This is a genomic window from Nonomuraea sp. NPDC049421 (assembly GCF_040677005.1).
Taxonomy (GTDB): domain Bacteria; phylum Actinomycetota; class Actinomycetes; order Streptosporangiales; family Streptosporangiaceae; genus Nonomuraea; species Nonomuraea salmonea.
The window spans coordinates 23,002-41,200 of sequence record NZ_JBFAQA010000007.1 but is presented as its reverse complement, the minus strand read 5'-3'; the positions used below and the strand labels follow the sequence as shown (position 1 = coordinate 41,200).

Annotated in this window: 16 protein-coding genes; 10 read left to right on the top strand and 6 right to left on the bottom strand. The window is 70.5% G+C overall.

Annotated features, from left to right (window positions below):
* Positions 1-45: 45 nt before the first annotated feature.
* From AB0K18_RS14095 to AB0K18_RS14080, 4 genes are read left to right on the top strand one after another with little or no spacing between them, the layout of a single operon-like run.
* Positions 46-3,264, top strand: a complete 3,219-nt coding sequence (locus AB0K18_RS14095) for a nitrate- and nitrite sensing domain-containing protein (RefSeq protein ID WP_364914415.1) — start codon at positions 46-48, stop codon at positions 3,262-3,264.
* 21 nt (positions 3,265-3,285) lie between these two features.
* Entirely contained in the window at positions 3,286-3,708 is a 423-nt protein-coding gene (locus AB0K18_RS14090) for a roadblock/LC7 domain-containing protein (RefSeq protein ID WP_364914414.1), read from the top strand.
* A 26-nt stretch (positions 3,709-3,734) separates the two neighbouring features.
* Positions 3,735-4,097, top strand: coding sequence for a DUF742 domain-containing protein (locus tag AB0K18_RS14085; protein WP_345397859.1), 363 nt, complete (start codon positions 3,735-3,737; stop codon positions 4,095-4,097).
* Complete coding sequence (locus AB0K18_RS14080) at positions 4,078-4,659, top strand: ATP/GTP-binding protein (protein ID WP_364914413.1); 582 nt, start codon at positions 4,078-4,080, stop codon at positions 4,657-4,659. The genes AB0K18_RS14085 and AB0K18_RS14080 overlap by 20 nt, the downstream gene beginning before the upstream one ends.
* A 93-nt stretch (positions 4,660-4,752) precedes the next feature.
* Here AB0K18_RS14080 and AB0K18_RS14075 read toward each other — a convergent pair whose 3' ends face one another.
* Positions 4,753-5,520, bottom strand: a complete 768-nt coding sequence (locus AB0K18_RS14075) for a TetR/AcrR family transcriptional regulator (RefSeq protein ID WP_364914412.1) — start codon at positions 5,518-5,520, stop codon at positions 4,753-4,755.
* Between the two features lie 80 nt (positions 5,521-5,600).
* Here AB0K18_RS14075 and AB0K18_RS14070 point away from each other — a divergent pair, with 80 nt between their 5' ends.
* Positions 5,601-6,533 (top strand): ATP-binding cassette domain-containing protein, encoded by a 933-nt coding sequence (locus AB0K18_RS14070; RefSeq protein ID WP_364914411.1) that lies wholly within the window; start codon positions 5,601-5,603, stop codon positions 6,531-6,533.
* Positions 6,530-7,324 (top strand): ABC transporter permease, encoded by a 795-nt coding sequence (locus AB0K18_RS14065; protein WP_364914410.1) that lies wholly within the window; start codon positions 6,530-6,532, stop codon positions 7,322-7,324. The genes AB0K18_RS14070 and AB0K18_RS14065 overlap by 4 nt, the downstream gene beginning before the upstream one ends.
* A gap of 2 nt (positions 7,325-7,326) precedes the next feature.
* On the opposite strand, the gene betA is transcribed toward AB0K18_RS14065, so the two are convergent.
* The 5 genes from betA to AB0K18_RS14040 form a co-directional block, all read right to left on the bottom strand.
* Positions 7,327-8,952 (bottom strand): choline dehydrogenase, encoded by a 1,626-nt coding sequence (betA, locus tag AB0K18_RS14060; protein ID WP_364914409.1) that lies wholly within the window; start codon positions 8,950-8,952, stop codon positions 7,327-7,329.
* Positions 8,949-9,887 carry an ABC transporter substrate-binding protein gene (locus AB0K18_RS14055; protein WP_364914408.1) on the bottom strand — a complete coding sequence of 313 codons (939 nt, stop codon included), beginning with the start codon at positions 9,885-9,887 and terminating at the stop codon, positions 8,949-8,951. The genes betA and AB0K18_RS14055 overlap by 4 nt, the downstream gene beginning before the upstream one ends.
* 66 nt (positions 9,888-9,953) lie before the next feature.
* Entirely contained in the window at positions 9,954-10,925 is a 972-nt protein-coding gene (locus tag AB0K18_RS14050; RefSeq protein ID WP_364914407.1) for an ABC transporter substrate-binding protein, read from the bottom strand.
* A complete protein-coding gene (locus tag AB0K18_RS14045) occupies positions 10,922-12,838 on the bottom strand; it encodes an ABC transporter permease subunit (RefSeq protein ID WP_364914406.1) in 1,917 nt (638 codons plus the stop codon). Before AB0K18_RS14045 ends, AB0K18_RS14050 begins: the two co-directional genes overlap by 4 nt.
* On the bottom strand, positions 12,835-13,890 hold the full coding sequence (locus AB0K18_RS14040; RefSeq protein ID WP_364914405.1) for a glycine betaine/L-proline ABC transporter ATP-binding protein: 1,056 nt from the start codon (positions 13,888-13,890) through the stop codon (positions 12,835-12,837). The genes AB0K18_RS14045 and AB0K18_RS14040 overlap by 4 nt, the downstream gene beginning before the upstream one ends.
* A 338-nt stretch (positions 13,891-14,228) precedes the next feature.
* On the opposite strand from AB0K18_RS14040, the gene AB0K18_RS14035 reads away from it, so the two are divergent.
* The 4 genes from AB0K18_RS14035 to AB0K18_RS14020 all read left to right on the top strand — a co-directional run bounded on the left by AB0K18_RS14035 (position 14,229) and on the right by AB0K18_RS14020 (position 18,194).
* Positions 14,229-16,847 carry a nitrate- and nitrite sensing domain-containing protein gene (locus tag AB0K18_RS14035; RefSeq protein WP_364914404.1) on the top strand — a complete coding sequence of 873 codons (2,619 nt, stop codon included), beginning with the start codon at positions 14,229-14,231 and terminating at the stop codon, positions 16,845-16,847.
* Positions 16,844-17,266, top strand: a complete 423-nt coding sequence (locus AB0K18_RS14030) for a roadblock/LC7 domain-containing protein (RefSeq protein WP_345397892.1) — start codon at positions 16,844-16,846, stop codon at positions 17,264-17,266. Before AB0K18_RS14035 ends, AB0K18_RS14030 begins: the two co-directional genes overlap by 4 nt.
* Positions 17,267-17,332: 66 nt before the next feature.
* The gene (locus AB0K18_RS14025; protein ID WP_345409593.1) at positions 17,333-17,647 is read left to right on the top strand and encodes a DUF742 domain-containing protein; all 315 of its coding nucleotides are present in this window, start codon (positions 17,333-17,335) and stop codon (positions 17,645-17,647) included.
* A complete protein-coding gene (locus tag AB0K18_RS14020; RefSeq protein WP_364914403.1) occupies positions 17,628-18,194 on the top strand; it encodes an ATP/GTP-binding protein in 567 nt (188 codons plus the stop codon). Before AB0K18_RS14025 ends, AB0K18_RS14020 begins: the two co-directional genes overlap by 20 nt.
* Positions 18,195-18,199: the final 5 nt, after the last annotated feature.

Below are 18,199 nucleotides of genomic sequence, written 5' to 3'. Positions count from 1 at the left end.
CTGACGACCCGTTGCGGACGGGACGATTGAGGGGTAGCGGGAGCGGTGACTACGGGGAATTCGGGCAGCGGCACGGCCGCGCAGCCAGACCGCGCGAAGCGGCTGCTGCAGCGGCTCGGCCTGCGGAACTGGCGGGTGCGGTGGCGGCTCACCGCGCTCATCCTGGTGCCGACCATCGCCGCCGTCGTGCTCGGGGGAGCGCGTGTGGTGGGCTCGGTCCAGAGCATCGCCGTCTATGACCGCACGGCCACCGCGGCCGAGCAGGCCGGCCGCGTCCGCGACCTGGTGCAGGCGCTGGGGCTGGAGCGCGACACAGGCGGCTGGGTCGGCGCGAGCCGGGCCATGCGCAAGAAGCTCGCCACGCCGCTCGCCCAGCGCAAGGCCGCCGTGGACACGCTGGTCAAGGCCGTCCGCGCGGACCTCGACACCATGGACGAGTCCTACGGGCCCCGCGTGGTCAAGGCCGCCGAGCAGGTCAGGTACGACCTGGGCCGGCTGGCCAAGATCCGGGAAGAGGGCCAGAAGAACACCATCCGCTACGACTTCCTCACCGACACCCTGATCAAGCTGCACGACGAGCTTTCGCTGATGTCGGACGACTCGCAGATCGTCGGCCAGTTCCGCGGCCTGAGCGCGCTCGTCGCGGCCAAGGAGGAGATCTCCCGCCAGCGCGTCCAGCTCCTGCAGGCGTCCTACGACGCCGCGAGCGTGGACGCCAAGGAGGTCGAGCAGTTCATCGCCTCCAACGCCCGCCAGCAGAGCGACATCGCCACCGTGGGCGCGGAGGCCGGCGTCGAGGTCGGCCTGGAACTGTCCAAGGCGCTGGCCTCCAAGCCCGAGTACGTCAACATCCAGCTCACCAAGTCCCGCGCGATCGCGCTGGTCAGCGGCAAGGAGCCGGGCGCCCGCATCGTCGACAACCTGATCTCGGCCAGGGCCGAGCGGCAGGAGTGGTTCGACAGCAACACCGCCGCCATCGACCTGCTGCACGGCATCGAGAAGGGCCTGGCGGACAAGGTGAACCTGCGCAGCCAGGAGCTGCGCTCGCAGGAGATCCGCAACGCGATCATCGCGGGGATCCTCATCCTCGCGCTGCTCGCGGTCGTGCTGCTGCTCACCGTGGCCATCGCCCGCTCGATGGTCGGCCCGCTGCGGCGGCTGCGTACCGAGGCGCTGGAGGTGGCCGGGTTCCGGCTGCCCGACGTGGTGCGCCAGCTGCGCGTCAGCGGCGACCCCGCCTCCGTACGCGAGGTGCAGCCCATCGCCGTGGACGGCGACGACGAGATCGGCGAAGTGGCCAGGGCCTTCGACCAGGTGCACCGGCAGGCGGTCCGCCTGGCGGGCGAGGAGGCCGAGCTGCGCAGCAACATCAGCTCGATGTTCGTCAACCTCTCCCGCCGCACCCAGACGCTGGTCGAGCGGCAGATCTCGCTCATCGACGGCCTGGAGAAGGGCGAGCAGGACGGCGGCCGGCTGGCCGACCTGTTCAAGCTCGACCACCTGGCCACCCGCATGCGTCGCAACTCCGAGAACCTCCTGGTCCTCGCCGGCCACGACGCCACCCGCCGGCGCAGCCAGCCGGCCAAGCTGGTCGACGTCGTCCGCGCCGCGCTGTCGGAGGTCGAGGGCTACGAGCGCGTCCAGGTGCGGGTGCACCGCGCCACCTCCGTGCTCGGCAGCTGCGCCAACGACCTCGTCCACCTGGTCGCCGAGCTGGTCGAGAACGCCATCCAGTTCTCCCCGAGCAACTCCCAGGTCACCGTCACCAGCAGCCTCATCGAGGGCGGCGGCGCCCTGCTGTCGGTCACCGACAGCGGCATCAGCATGACCGAGGAGGAGCTGGCCGAGGCCAACCGCCGCCTGGCCGAGCCGCCCGTCGTGGACGTGTCGGTCTCCCGGCGCATGGGCCTGTTCGTGGTCGGCCGCCTCGCGCTGCGCCACGGCATCCGGGTGCAGCTGCGCAAGGGCGAGGGCAACGGCCTGATCGCCATGGTGCTGCTGCCGCCGACGCTGATCGCCGACGGCACCCAGCAGCAGCCGCTGCCGCAGCGGCCCGCGTTCGGCGGCGGGACCGTGCCGTCGCAGGCGGGCGCGCCCGTGCAGAACGGGTCGTTCCGGTCGTTCGCCAGCTTCGACTCCTTCGACGCGGCGGGGCCGCGCGCGGGCTCCTTCGACAACGGGCACCGGCCAGGACCCGGCACGTTCGACAGCGGCCCTGCGCGGCAGGGTCCCTCGACGTTCGACAGCGGTCCCGTGCGGCCCGGCGCCTCGACGTTCGGCGGCGGTCCCGCACCGCAGGGCCCGTCCGCGTTCGACGCCGGGCCAGGCAGGCAGGGGCCTTCGTCCTTCGACGGCGCTCCCGGCCGTCCGGCCGACGGGCCGGCGCGCCCAGTGAACGGGCCCGTCAACGGGCCCGTCAACGGGGGCCAGGTCAGGCCGGGCGGCCTGCCCAGGCGCTCGCCCGGCTCATTCGACGGCGCGCCTGGACAGGGGCCGGGGTCCTTCGACGGCGCGCCACCGCAGGTACCGCCGGCGAACGGCGGTCCTGCGGCCCCCCAGACCGGGCCCCAGACCGGGGCGCGGTCGTTCGACGGCGGCCCCTCGTACGGATCGTTCCCCTCCGACCCGGGCCGTGCCGGGGTCAACGGCTTCACCGCCGACACCGACGGCGGCGCCTACCGCAGGCGTCAGGGGACGTACGACTCCGGCGCCTACCCCTCGTACCCCAGTGCTCCTCCCGCCGCATCTGGTAATGGCGCGTTCCAGACGCCGCCGCCCTCGTCCTACTCGACCAACGACGTGCGTACGCCCGACCCGGCCCCCTCGGCGGACACTCCGTCTGAGCAGGGGCGGGAGGACTACCTGCCGATCTTCGCCGCGGTGGAGTCGGCCTGGTTCCGCAGGCCGCCGGGCGAGGCGGCGGAGGGGCCGGGAGAGTCCACGGCCGCGCACGCCGTACCCTCTGGTGAGGAAGCGTGGCGGACGGCCGCGGACGCCGGCTGGCAAGCGGCGAAAGCGGCCGCCGAGCCAAGCCTCGGTGGCATCACCGCCGCCGGGCTCCCCAAGCGCACCCCCAAGGCCAACCTGGTGCCTGGCACGGCGAACAGCCGGCCCGCGCAGGCACCGCAGCAGCAGGAGCAGCGGCAGGCACCGCCGCCGCCTCCGGTCTCCGCTGACCGGATCCGCAGCAGGCTGGCCAGCTTCCAGCAGGGTGTGCGCAGGGGTCGCCAGGAGATTCGTGGACAGGAGGACAAGAGTGAGTAAGCGTCCCGCCGGGGAGGATGCGTGACAACCCTTAGCAGTGAGGCCAACAGGTTCGACTGGCTGATCACCGACTTCGTCCGGCACACGCCCGGAGTGGCCCATGCCGTCGTCGTCTCGGCCGACGGGCTCTGCCTAGCCGCGTCCGAGGGGTTCCCGCCGGACCGGGCCGACCAGCTCGCCGCGGTCTCCGCGGGGCTGCTGAGCCTGACCGTGGGCGCGTCGCGGGTGTTCGAGGGCGGCGCGGTGACGCAGACCGTGGTCGAGATGCAACGTGGTCTGCTGCTCGTCATGGCCATCAGTGACGGCTCGGTGCTCACGGTCCTGGCGGGTCCTGATTGTGACATGGGACTCGTGGCGTACCAGATGACGTTGCTGGTAGACAGGGCTGGACAGGCACTGACGCCGGCCCTGCGCGCGGAACTGCAGGCCGCCAGGACCCGGTGATGTGATGGAACTGATGGGAGCGGGCCGTGTACGGCGCTGACGGAATCGGGGAAGAGGAGCCCCTGTTCCGTCCTTACGCGGTGACGGGCGGCAGGTCTGAGCCGCGCTACCACCTCGCGATGGAGACGTTGATCTCGTCGATGTCGATCCCGGACGACGAGATGGCCATGCTCACCCCCGAGCAGGAGGCCATCATGCAGCTGTGCAGGTCGTTCCGGTCGGTCGCCGAGATCTCGGCCCTGCTCCGCGTCCCGCTGGGCGTGGCCAGGGTGCTCGTGGCGGACATGTCAGACGAAGGGCTCGTCCGCCTGCACCAGCCACGCCTCAGCCAGGGACAGCCAGACCTCAACATGCTCGAAAGGGTGCTCAGTGGACTACGCAGGCTCTAGCCCCGGCCTCACGTCGACGAAGATCGTCGTCGCCGGTGGTTTCGGCGTCGGGAAGACGACTTTCGTGGGGGCGGTGTCCGAGATCCTCCCGCTCACCACGGAAGCGGTGATGACCGACGCGTCCGCGGGCATCGACGATCTCGGCCTGACCCCGAACAAGCAGACCACGACCGTGGCGATGGACTTCGGCCGGCTCTCGCTCGACCGTGACCTGATCCTCTACCTGTTCGGCACGCCCGGACAGCACCGGTTCTGGTTCATGTGGGACGACCTCGTGCGCGGCGCCATCGGCGCGGTGGTGCTGCTCGACACGCGCCGCCTGGCCGACAGCTTCCCCGCCATCGACTACTTCGAAGAGGCCAAGCTGCCCTTCGTGATCGGGGTCAACGGCTGGGACGGCCAGTTCCCGCACTCCGACGACGAGGTCAGGGAGGCGCTGGCGCTGTCGCCGCAGGTGCCGATCGTGCGCACTGACGCGCGTAACCGCGAGTCGGTCAAGGCGACGCTGATCTCGCTGGTCGAGCACGTCGTCCGCCTGCGCGCCGCCCCCGCCGCCTACTGAGCCTGCTGAGCCGCCTGCTGAGCCGCCTACTGAGGCGCGAAGGGCCGCACGCGCGGCCCGCTGAGGCCTGTACCGAGCCGGCGTGCTGGAGTCTCAGCCGCCGGTTCGCTGCTTCACCAGGGCTTCGATGCCGTCGAGGACGCGCTGGAGCCCGAACTCGAAGGCGTGTTCCGGGCTGTAGGCCGAGTTGAGCGCCTCGCCCGCCGCCTGCCCGACCCGGGAGGCGGTGGGGAAGCGCGCCGGGTCGGCGATGCGGCTGAGGAAGGGCGCGTGCGCGGCCCACCACTGCTCGTCGCTCAGCCCCGTCATGCTCTCGGCCTGCGCGGCCTCCACGGCGCCCCTGGCGGTGCCGTGCACGAAGCCGGTGATCAGGGTGATCACCGAGTCCATCTCGACGTCGGTCAGGCCGATGCCGTCGACCGCGTTCAGCTCGTAGTCGTACTTGGCCGTGAGGTTGGGGCCGAGCACCGGCCGGTTCGCCGCCACCTGCAGCAGCCAGGGGTGGCGCAGGTAGAGCGCCCAGTTCTCCCTGGCGATCTGCTCCAGCCTGCCCCGCCAGCCGCCCGGCACGTCCGCCGGTCTGTCGGTCTCGCCGTAGACCGTGTCGAGCATGAGGTCGAACAGTTCCGGCTTGCCCGGCACGTACGTGTAGAGGGACATCGTCCCGACGCCCAGCCGCTCGGCCACCCGGCGCATGGACAGCGCCTGCAGTCCTTCGGCGTCGGCCACCTCGATGGCGGCGCGCACGATCCGCTCGACGCCCAGCTCCGGCTTGCCCTTGCGGCCGGTGGGCTCGCTCGTGCGCCAGAGCAGCGCGAGGCTGCGCGCCGGGTCGCCCTTGCCCGAGTACTCAACGCTCACCTTCGTACGGTACACCGTACGGTTGCCGCGTCCTGCCGTATGCTGTACGGTACGTCGTACGGCAAGCGAGGAGGCGGCATTTGACAGCGGTACGCGTACGGGGACTGCGCAAGACGTACGGCGAGAAGGCGGCACTCGACGGCATCGACCTCGACGTGGCCCCCGGCACGGTCTGCGGGCTGCTGGGCCCCAACGGCGCCGGCAAGAGCACCACCGTGCGCATCCTCACCACCCTCCTGCGCCCCTCGGCCGGGCGCGCGGAGGTGGGCGGCTTCGACGTGGTCACCCAGCCCCGTCAGGTACGCCGCACGATCGGCCTGGTCGGCCAGCACGCGGCGGTGGACGAGCTGCTGACCGGGCGGCAGAACCTGGAGATGTTCGGCCGGCTGCACCACCTCGGCGGCAGGCAGGCCCGTGCGAGGGCGGCCGAGCTGCTGCAGCGCTTCGGGCTTGAGCACGCCGGGCCGGCCAAGGAGTACTCCGGCGGCATGCGCAGGCGGCTCGACCTGGCCGCGAGCATGATCCTGGCGCCGCCCGTGCTGTTCCTGGACGAGCCGACCACGGGGCTCGACCCGCGCAGCCGCACGGAGATCTGGCGGGCGGTGCGCGACCTGGTGGCGGGCGGCACCACGGTGCTGCTGACCACCCAATACCTGGAGGAGGCCGACCAGCTCGCCGACCGCATCGCGGTGATCGACACCGGGCGGGTGGTCGCCGAGGGCACGCCCGACGCGCTCAAGAGCAAGATCGGCGGCGACCGGCTCGACGTGGTCGTCCGCGACCCGCGGCGCCTGGCCGAGGCGGCCGCGATCATCGAGCGAGTGGCCGGCGCCCCCGCCGAGCAGGACCGGGACGCCGCCCGCCTGAGCGCCCCGGTGAGTGATCGCGTGCGCACGCTCACCGAAGCCTTGAACGCGCTGGCCGCGGCCGGCATCGAGGCCGAGGACGCCGCCCTCCGCCGCCCCACCCTCGACGAGGTCTTCCTGCACCTCACCGGAGGTGAGCGCCGATGACGGCGACGACGCTGCGCTGGGCGATCGTGGACGGGTGGACGATCGCCCGGCGCGATCTGATCCACTGGGCCAACCAGCCGATGACGGTGGTCTTCGGGGTGGCCTTCCCCATCGTCATCACCCTGGCCTTCGGCTACCTGTTCGGGGGTGCGGTGCGGGTGCCGGAGGGGGCCGGGTACTTCGCGTTCCTCATGCCCGGCATGTACGGCATGACGATGCTCTTCGGCCTCAGCTCCACCATGATCGCCGTCACCACCGACGCGGCCAAGGGTGTCACCGACCGGTTCAGGTCACTGCCCATGGCGCCCTCCGCCGTGCTCACCGGCCGGGCCGTAGCCGACCTGCTGCACTCGGTCCTGATCCTGGCCGGCCTGCTGCTCTGCGGCCTGGCGGTCGGCTGGCGCCCGGAGACGCTCCCCGGCGCGGCGGGCGCGGTCGGCCTGCTGCTGTTCCTGCGCTTCTCGCTGCTGTGGGCGGGCGTCTACCTGGGGCTGCGCACCAAGGACCCGGGGGCGGCGGTGGCGATCCAGACCATGGAGTTCCCCATCGGCTTCCTGTCCAACGCCTTCGTCGCCCCCGCCACCATGCCGGGCTGGCTCGGCGCCGTCGCCGAGTGGAACCCGCTGTCGGCGACGGTGGCGGCGGCCAGGGAGCTGTTCGGCAACCCGGGCTGGGGCGGCGACTCCTGGGTGGCCCAGCACGCCGTGCTGATGGCTCTCCTCTGGCCGGCCGTCATCACCGTCGTCTTCTTCACCCTGTCCGTCCGCCGCTACCAGCGGCTGGACAGGTGAGGTCAGCGGGCCCTGTAGAACTCCACCGGCTCGGGCGGTAGCGGGGTGTTGCCGAGGATGAGATCGGCGGCCTTCTCGGCGAGCATCATCACGGGGGCGTAGATGTTGCCGTTGGTGACGTACGGCATGGCCGAGGCGTCCACCACGCGCAGCCCGTCGAGGCCGTGCACCCGCATGGTCTCGGGATCCACGACCGACTGCTCGTCGGTGCCCATCTTGCAGGTGCACGACGGGTGCAGCGCCGTCTCGCCGTCCTTGGCGACCCAGGCCAGGATCTCCTCGTCGGTCTGCACCCGCGGGCCGGGGGAGATCTCGCCGCCGTCCAGGTCCGCCCAGGCGGGCTGGGACAGGATCTTCCTGGCGTGCCTGATCGCCTCCACCCACTCGCGGCGGTCCTGCTCGGTGGACAGGTAGTTGAAGCGCAGCGCGGGCTTGTGCCGGGGGTCGGCGGAGGTGATGCGGACGGAGCCGCGCGCGTCGGAGTACATCGGCCCGATGTGCACCTGGTAGCCGTGCCCGCCGGCCGGGGCCGTGCCGTCGTAGCGTACGGCGATGGGCAGGAAGTGGAACATCAGGTTGGGGTAGGCCACCTCGTCGTTCGAGCGGATGAAGCCCCCTGCCTCGAAGTGGTTGGTCGCGCCAGGCCCGCCGCGCAGGAACAGCCAGTTGGCCCCGATGAACGGCCGCCGCCACATGGCCAGCGAGGGCTGCTGGGAGACCGGCTGGGTGCAGGCGTGCTGGACGTAGACCTCCAGGTGGTCCTGGAGGTTCTCGCCGACGCCCGGCAGGTCGTGCACGACCTCGACGCCGAGCGGTTCGAGCAGCGCGCGCGGCCCGACCCCCGACAGCTGGAGCAGCTGCGGGGTGTTGATGGCGCCGCCGCACAGGATGACCTCGCCGGCCTCGATGCGCTCGCCGCCGCACAGCACACCGGTCGCGCGGGTGCCGTCGAAGAGCACCTTCTCCACGAAGGCGCGGGTTCGCACGGTCAGGTTCTTGCGCCTGCGTACGGGATGCAGGTACGCGCGGGCGGCGCTGAGCCTGCGGCCCCGGTGGACGGTGCGGTCGAAGGCGGCGAAGCCCTCCTGGCGGTAGCCGTTGACGTCGTCGGTCAGCGGGTGCCCGGCCTGCTGCACGGCCGCGAAGAACGCCGCGAACAGCGGGCCGTGGGCCGGGCCGCGCTCCAGCTTGAGCGGCCCCTCGCCGCCGCGGAAGTCGGTGCCGGGGTCGGCCAGGCAGGTCTCCATGCGCTTGAAGTAGGGCAGGCAGTGGGCGTAGTCCCAGCTCTTCATGCCGGGGTCGGCGGCCCAGCGCTCGTAGTCGAGCGGGTTGCCGCGCTGGAAGATCATCCCGTTGATGCTGCTCGAGCCGCCCAGCACCTTGCCGCGGGCGTGGTAGATGCGCCGGCCGCCCATGTGCGGCTCCGGCTCGGACTCGTACTTCCAGTCGTAGAAGCGGTTGCCGATGGGGAACATCAACGCGGCCGGCATGTGGATGAAGACGTCCCACAGGTAGTCGGGACGCCCTGCCTCCAGCACCAGCACCGACGTCGAGGGGTCGGCGCTCAGCCGGTTGGCCAGGGCGCTTCCGGCGGAGCCGCCGCCCACGATGACGAAGTCGAACCTCAACGCGGAATCCAGTCCTTCCACACGATCTTGTTCTCTTGCACCCACCGCTCGGCGGCCTCTTCGGCGGTCATCCGCTCGTTGATCATGTCGCTCGCCACGGCGTTCTGGTCGTCGTTGGTCCAGGTGAAGTTGCGGACCAGCTCGTACGCCTGCCCGCCCGTCTCCGCGAACCGCCGGCTGACGATCTTGTCCAGCAGGTACGGCGGATAGTCGCAGGCGACCTTCGCCGGGTCGCTGTCACAGCCGACGGCGTAGGGCGGCAGCGCCACCTTGACGAGTTTGATCTTGCTGAAGAGCCATTGCGGTTCGTAGAAATACATCAGCAGCGGCGTCCGATTCTTCGTCGCCTCCTGCGCCGCCTTGATGAGCGCCGCCTCGCTGCCGGAGTAGACGACCTTGTAATTGAGCCCGAGATTCTTGACGAGAGCCTCGTCGTTGGTGACGAATGTCGGATCTCCGTCGAGCACTTGTCCGGCATTTCCGGTTTTCTCGGTCCGGAAGAGGGCGGCGTACTTATTGAGGTTTCGGTAGTCCGTAATGTCGGGATACTTCTTGGCCATCCACTCGGGCACGTACCACCCGATGACGCCTTTGTTGCCCGTCAGCCCCGCCGACAGCGCGACCTTCTTCTCCTCGATGTACTCCTTCTTCAGGTCGTTGTGACCCCAGCTCTCCACGATCACGTCGACCTTGCCCGACTCGAAATCCCGCCAGGACTGGTCCTCTTTCACGGCCCGCTTGTTCACCTCGTAGCCCAGCTCGTGCTCCAGCAGGTAGCCGAGCACGGCGGCCTGGGCCTCGTACCCGACCCAGCCGTGCACGTCGATGTTCACGGTCCCCTTGGCCTTGGCCGTGGTCTCGGGCTCACCGCTGGAGCAGGCGGTCAGCAGCAGGGCCGCGACGAGCGGGCCGGCGAGCGTCTTGATTCGGATCATGATGAGGTCTCCGGGAACCGCGCGCCCGCGCCGGGCGGGCGCGCGGTCATGGGGGTCAGGAGGGGGTCACTTGGGGATCCAGGCCTGCCACTTGGCGGGGTTGGCCTCGACCCACTTCTTGGCGGCTTCCTCGCCGGTCATGCCGCCGTTGGTCATGTCGTCGGCCACGGCGTTCTGGTCCTCGTTGGTCCAGGTGAAGTTCTTGACCAGCTCGTACGCCTTGCCGCCGGACTGCGCGAACTTCGTACTGACGATCTTGTCGAGGTCCATCTCCGGGTAGTCGCAGGCCACCTTCTTCGGGTCGGCGTCGCAGCCCTCGGTGTACGCCGGCAGGTTCACCCGGACCAGCTCGGTCTTGCTGAACAGCCAGTGCGGGTCCCAGAAGTAGAACAGCAGCGGCTTCTTCTGCTCCTGCGCCTGCTGGGCGCTCTTGATCAGGGCCGCCTCGCTGCCGCCGACCACGACCTTGTAGTCGAGCTTGAGGTTCTTGATCAGCGCCTCCTCGTTGCTGACGTACGAGGGGTCGCCGAACAGCAGCTGGCCCTTGCCGCCCGACTCGGAGGTCTTGAACAGCTCGGCGTACTTGTTGAGGTTCTTGTAGTCGGTGATGCCGGGGTGCTCGTCGGCCATCCACTTGGGGATGTACCAGCCGATGACGCCCTTGTTGCCGGTCGAGCCGGCCTCCTGCGCGGTCTTCTTCTCCTCGATGAACTGCTTCTTCAGGTCGGGGTGACCCCAGTTCTCGATGATGACGTCGACGTCGCCGGTCTCGAAGCCCTCCCAGGCGAGCTGCTCCTTGATCTCGGGCAGCTCCACCTCGTAGTTCAGCTCGTTCTTCAGCAGGTACGCCACGACGTTCGCGCTGGCCTCGTACCCGACCCAGGGGTTGATGGCGATCTTCACGGTCCCGGCGGACCCGCCGGAGGCGCTGGCCCCGGCCGCCGGCGCGGAGGCGCTGGGTGAGCTCTCCACGGTGGCCCCGCCGCATCCGGCGGCGAGCCCCAAGGCGAGCAGGCCTGCGAGCAGGCGAATCTTCATGTGAACTTCCTCTTTCGGGGGGACGGGCGCCTGGTGTCGGCGCCCTGCGTGATGCGGTCGAGCATGACGCCGAGCAGCACGGTCGCGATGCCGGCCACGAAGCCCATGCCGAAGTCGGTCCGCTGGGAGAAACCGGCGACCACGTCGTAGCCGAGGGCCCCCGCCCCGACCAGACCGCCGACGACGACCATGGCCAGCGTCATCACGATGCCCTGGTTGGCCGCGAGCAGGATGGCGCGCCTGGCCATCGGCAGCTGCACCTTCCACAGCAGCTGGCCGGAGGTGGAGCCGGCCGAGGCGGCGGCCTCGACGACGGTCGCGGGCACGCCCTTGATGCCGTCCTCGACCAGGCGCACCACCGGCGGCACCGCGTAGATGATGGACGCGAAGATCGCGGTGAACCGGGTGGTGCCGAACAACGCGAGCGCCGGCAGCAGGTACACGAACGCGGGCATGGTCTGGGCGGCGTCCAGCAGCGGGCGCTGGATGGCGGAGTAGCGCGGCGAGCGGGCCGCCGCCACGCCGAGCAGCAGCCCGATGAGCAGCGTGGCCAGCACCGCGACGGCGACCGTGGTCATCGTCTGCATGGTGTGCTCCCACACGCCGAGCAGCGCGATGCCGAGCAGGCAGGCCAGCGAGACGAGCGCCGGGCGCGTGCCGCTGACCCGCCAGGCGAGGCTCAGCACCGCGAGCGCGACCAGCCACCACGGCGCGGCGGTGAGCAGCGACTCCAGCGGGTTGAGCAGCGCGTGTGAGGTGACGTCCTTGATGAACGTGGTGACCGGGTACCAGCTCGTCTCGGCCCAGCTCACGGCCGCGTTGACCTCGGCGACGACGTTCACCGTCAGGCTCTCCGGCCAGATCGGCGGCAGCACGGGGATGAGCGCGAGCCCGGCCACGCCCAGCACGCCCGCGCCGACGAGGTCGGTCCTGCGCAGCTTGGCGTGCGCGTCGCGGCGGGCGACCGCCATCATCATCCGGTCCAGCATCACCGCCATGATCACGATGGCCACGCCCGCCGGGAGCATGATGCCGACCTGCGCCCGCGACAGGCCGCGGATGATGTCGCCGCCCAGGCCGGGTGCCGAGATCAGGTTCGCGATGACCACCATTGACAGCGCCATCATGATGGTCTGGTTGATGGCCAGCGCCATCGTGGAGCGGGCCAGCGGCAGATAGACCTTGACCAGCGTCTGCCGCCTGGTGGCGCCCAGCGAGGTGGACGCCTCGACCGCCGTGGGGGAGACCGACGAGATCGCCAGCGCGGTGATGCGGATGGCGGGCGGGATCGCGTAGATCATCGTGGCGATGGCCCCCGCGGGCGCCCCGATGTGGAAGAACAGCGCGAGCGGCGCCAGGTAGGCGAACGTCGGCATGATCTGCATGACGTCGAGCACCGGGGTGATCGCCCGCCGCGTCCGCGCGGACAGGCCCGCCCACACCCCGATCGGGATCCCGATCGCCAGCGACAGCAGCACCGCCACCCCGACCAGGGCCAGCGTGTCGACGCTCGACTCCCACAGCCCGAGCACGCCGAACGCGCTCACGCCGCCGAGCGCGAGCAGCGCGATCCGCCAGCCGCCCGCCAGCCAGGCCAGGGCGCCCATGACGCCGGTGATGCCGGGCCAGCCGAGCGCGTACAGGGTGGTCTGGAACAGGGTGTAGAGCTGGCCCACGAAGAGCCTGATGTAGTTGAGGAAGTACAGGAAGAGCGGGTTGTCGTTGCGGTGGTCGTCGATCCACTCGCGCAGCTCGGTCACCGCGAGGAACTGCGGCGCCTCCTTGTCGTGCGGCAGCGTCCCCGAGCCGCGGAAGACCAGGTACGCCGCCACGAACAGCACCGCCACCCCGGCGGGGGCCGCCCACCTCGGCAGGCCGAGCCTGGAGGGCGTGGTGACGGCCGTGCTGCTCATGCCGGCGCCTTCACGGCGGGGTCCTGACCGGCCAGGAAGCCCAGTAAGTCGACCCGGTCCACGACGCCGGCCAGCTCGTCGCCGTCCACGACCTTGATCGGGCGGGAGGAGCCCGACGCGACACCGATGGCGTCCTTGATGACCGTGGTGACGGGAAGTTCCGGCCCGTCGAGCGGCTCGCCCGGCTCGGGGTCGCGGCAGATCCAGCGCAGGGTCAGCACGTGGCTGCGCGGCACGTCGCGGACGAAGTCGGCCACGTAGTCGTCGGCCGGCGCGCCCACGAGCTCCTCCGCCGTGCCGAGCTGCACGATCGAGCCCGCCCGCATGATCGCGATGCGCTCGCCCAGCTTGAGCGCCTCCGACAGGTCGTGAGTGATGAAGACCATGGTCTTGCCGACCTCGCGGTGCAGCCTGATCACCTCGGCTTGCATGTCGCGCCTGATCAGCGGGTCGAGCGCGCTGAACGGCTCGTCGAACAGCATCACCTGGGGCTCCACGGCCAGCGCCCTGGCCAGGCCGACGCGCTGCTGCATGCCGCCGGAGAGCTGGTCGGGGTAGGCGTCGGCGTAGCCGTCGAGGCCGACGAGCGAAAGGATCTCGGCGGCCCGGGCGTGCCTGTCGGCCTTCGCGGCGCCCTGGATCTCCAGCCCGTACGCCACGTTGTCGATGACCTTGCGGTGCGGCAGCAGGCCGAAGTGCTGGAAGACCATGCTGACCTGGTGGCGGCGGATCTCGCGCAGGCGGGCGGGGGAGGCGGCGCCGACGTCCTCGCCGGCGATCGTGACCTGGCCTGCTGAGGGCTCGATGAGCCTGGTGAGGCAGCGGACGAGGGTGGACTTGCCGCTGCCCGACAGGCCCATGACCACGAAGACCTCGCCGGGGCGTACCTCGAAGCTCACGTCGCGGACGGCGGCGGTGCAGCCGGTCTTCTCCCTGAGCGCGGCAGGGTCCAGATGTCTGTCATCACTGTCCAGCACCTTTTGCGCCTTCGGCCCGAAGATCTTCCAAAGGCCCGCAACGGTGATTGCCGCGTTGCCGGGAGAATCTCCCACCCTCGCCTCCTCGTTTGACGTGGCTCAACATATGTGGTGAATAGCGTGATTCTCAACGGCGTGACCTTCCGGAGATCACTGCGCGCCGGTCGTGTTACGCGATTGGAACGAGCAAATCGCCCATAAGCGGACATTTATCTTGTTAAAGGTTTATTTCGTGCCGCGAGTACTTCCCGCATGGAGCGCCAGCTTCTATCCTCATGAGTCACGCAGACCATCATTTGTCGCGTTATGTTCGCTTGGCCACAAGCCATGTGATGTGTTCCAATTACCCGGCACTTGCTGATTTCCCCAGGGCACACGGCCCGCATATAGGCCGATTCGACGAGGTGCGTTCGGTGAGTACACAGGTGGGCGTCAGGCAGGCCAGCGAAGGTGGCTGGCGGCTGCGCAATTGGCGTGTCCGCGCGCGGCTCGTGGCCCTCATCCTGGTACCGACCGCCGCCGCCGTCCTGCTCGGCGGCGTCCAGGTGCTCAACTCGACCTCCGCGGCCTCCGACTACGCCAGGACGAACCAGTTCGCCCGCCTGTCCGCCGAACTCGGCGAGTTCACCCACCTCGTCTCCACCGAGCGCGCCAGAACCGCCTGGTACATCGCCCGCGACCGGCCCGCCGACGCCTTCGCCGAGGTGCAGTCCCACATGGCGCAGGTGGACCTGTCGGCCAAGCAGGTACGCGACGTCGCCCAGGCCCTGCTCGCCGACGCCACCGGCCGCACCGCCGACCAGCTGGAGAACCTGCTCAACCGGCTCAACGACCTGACCTCCCTGCGCCGCCAGGCCCTGGACGCCAACCTGCTGCCGGGACCGGCCGTCGAGCTTTACACCGTGATCGTCAACGGCCTGCTGTCGGTGCACAACGAGCTGGTCAAGGGCAGCGTGGACGACGAGCTGTTCCGCCAGACGCGCATGCTCGACGCGCTCGCGCGGGCCAAGGAGAGCGTGTCGTACCAGCAGGCCCTCGTCGTCGTGGCGCTGGTCGAGGGCGCGTTCGAGCCGGAGGCGCTGAAGAAGCTGCTCGGCGAGCAGTCCAGGGAGGCCAACGAGCGCAGGGGCTTCGCCGCCGAGGCCACCGCGGAGGAGCGCCGCCTGTTCGACGAGACCGTCAACGGCCGCTCCGCCGACCGCATGTTGTTCCTGCGCGAGCTGGTGCTCATCAGGGCCACCACCGGGCTGCCGCTGCGCGGCCTCGACCTCGCCAGGAAGGACGACGCCAAGGAGTGGTTCGACGCGTCGAGCGTGGTCGTCGACTCCATGCGCAAGGTCGAGCAGCGCCAGGCCGAGGGCATCGTGCAGCGCAGCGAGGCGCTCAGCTCCGACGAGCGGCAGCGCGCCGTCATCACCGCCGCCGCCGTGCTCGCCCTGCTGGTGGCCGTGCTGCTGATCACGACCGGGGTGGCGCGCTCCCTCGTACGCCCCCTGCGCCGCCTGCGCGGCGAGGCCCTGGAGATCGCCGGCAGGCGGCTGCCCGACTTCGTCCAGCACCTGCGCGAGTCCCGCGACGGCGCGGTGAACGCCGAGGTGCCGCCCATCGGCATCTTCACCAAGGACGAGGTGGGCGAGGTCGCGCGGGCCTTCGACGAGGTGCACCGCGAGGCCGTGCGGCTGGCCGGCGACGAGGCCAAGCTGCGCTCCAACGTCAACGCCATGTTCGTCAACCTGTCCAGGCGCAGCCAGACCCTGGTCGAACGGCAGCTCACGCTGATCGAGAAGCTGGAGCGCGGCGAGCGCGACGACGCCAGGCTCGGCGACCTGTTCAAGCTCGACCACCTCGCCACCCGCATGCGGCGCAACAGTGAGAACCTGCTCGTCCTCGCCGGCCAGGAGGCCGCGCGCAAGTGGACGGAGCCGGTCGAGCTGATGGACATCGTCAGGGCCGCGCTGGGCGAGGTCGAGAGTTACGACCGGGTCAGCATCCAGGTCCAGTCGGACGTCGCCATCGCCGGGCAGGCCGTCACCGACGTGGTGCACCTGCTCGCCGAGCTGGTCGAGAACGCCGTGTCGTTCTCCTCCCGCGACACCAAGGTCATCATCTCAAGCAGCCGCATCGACGGCGGCAGCCTGCTGCTGTCGGTCACCGACCACGGCATCGGCATGACGGCCGACGAGCTGGCCGAGGCCAACTGGCGTCTTGCCAACCCGCCCGTCGTGGACGTGTCGGTGTCGCGGCGGATGGGCCTGTTCGTGGTCGGCCGGCTGGCGCTGCGGCACAACATCAGGGTGCAGCTGCGGCGGCAGGACATCGGCGGGCTGACCGCCATGGTGCTGGTCCCGCCCGCGCTGCTCACCGGCGTGCCGGGGCCGGTGCCGGGAGCGGGACAGCGGCACCGGGCACCTCGTCCGACCGACGCGCCGACGCACGCGCCTGCGCACGCGGCCCCTGCTCCGCGGTCCATGCCGTCGTTCTCCGGCGGGCATCCGTCCTTCGACACCGCGGCCCCGCCGTCGTACGAGAGCGTCCCGTCCTACAACCCCCCGCCCGCGAGCCAGGACGCGGCCGACTCGTCGTGGTTCAGCGTCACCCACACCCACTCGCACTCGGTGGAGCAGGCCCCACCGGAGCCGGTGACGTCCTTCCCCGACCCGCTGAGCGCGCCCGCCGCCGAGCTGGGCATCGCCCCGCCGCAGGCACCCCCGGCTCAGGAGCCCGCTGTCGAGGTGAGCGGCTGGTTCAGCAGGTCGGCGCCCACCGCCGACCACCGCGACCCGTCCTGGTCGTCCCCCGCCGACCAGGGCTGGCAGGCCGCGGGCGCCGCCGCCGAGCCGGTCAGGAACGGCACCACGAACTCCGGCTTGCCGAAGCGGACCCCGCGCGCGAACCTGGTACCGGGGACCGCGAACCCGCAACCTCCGCCCGTTCCCGCTCCTCCGGTGTCCCCTGACCGGCTGCGCAGCCGGCTCGCCAGCTACCAGCAGGGCGTACGCAAGGGACGTGCCGAGCTCGAGGAGGACGCATGAAGGAGCTGAGCCAGGCCGCCAGAGACGTCAACTGGCTGGTCACCGCCTTCGTCGAAGAGATCCCCGGTGTGGCGCACGCGGTGGTGGTCTCGGCCGACGGGCTCCCCATGGCCTACTCCAGGGGCTTCCCCCAGGATCGCGCCGACCAGCTCGCCGCCATCGCGGCCGGTCTGGTGAGCCTGACGGCGGGGTCGGCGCGGGTGTTCGGGGGTGGCGAGGTCACTCAGACCCTCGTGGAGATGCAACGCGGTCTGCTGCTGGTGATGGCGATCAGCGACGGATCCTGCCTCGCGGTGCTGGCCGCGCCCGACTGCGACATGGGCCTGGTCGCCTACCAGATGACGATCCTGGTCGAGCGCGCGGGGCAGGTGCTCACTCCTGCCGTGCGAGCGGAGCTGTCCTCCGTGCGCCCCTGGTGATGGGAGTGAACCTTGGCATCGTGGCACAACGGGGAAGAGGAGCCCGAGCGCAGTTCGCTCGTCCGCATGTACGCCGTCACCGGCGGCCGCACCACGCCACGGACGAACCTCGCCATGGAGGCCCTCGTGTCATCGGCCACCTCGGCGCAGCTGGGCATGACGTACACGCGGGAGTACCGTGCCATCAGCGAGCTGTGCCGCCAGGTGCGCTCGGTGGCGGAGATCTCGGCGCTGCTCAGCGTGCCGCTCGGGGTGGCGCGGGTGCTGGTCGCCGACATGGAGGCGGACGGGCTGGTCAAGGTGTACCAGCCTCAGCTTGAGGCGGGCCTGCCTGACAGGGGCCTGCTCGAAAGGGTGCTCAGTGGACTTCGAAGGCTCTAGCCGGCTCACCTCCACCAAGATCGTCGTGGCGGGCGGATTCGGCGTGGGCAAGACCACGTTCGTCGGCGCGGTGTCGGAGATCATGCCGCTCACGACCGAGGCCGTGATGACGGACGCCTCGGCCGACATCGACGACCTCGGCCACACGCCGGGCAAGACGACCACGACCGTCGCCATGGACTTCGGCCGGCTCTCGCTGGCCCAGGACCTCATTCTCTATCTGTTCGGCACGCCGGGGCAGCACCGGTTCTGGTTCATGTGGGACGACCTCGTGCGCGGCGCGATCGGGGCCGTCGTGCTGGTCGACTCGCGGCGGCTGGCCGACAGCTTCCCCGCCGTCGACTACTTCGAGAACTCCGGCATCCCGTTCATCATCGGGCTGAACGGCTGGGACGGCGCGTTCCCGCACGCCGAGCACGAGGTGCGGGAGGCGCTGACGATCTCCGGGCACGTGCCGATCGTGCGGACGGACGCGCGGGCCAGGCCCGCGGTCAAGCACACGCTGATCACGCTGGTGGAGCACGCGCTCACCGTACGGTCGGCATGAGACCC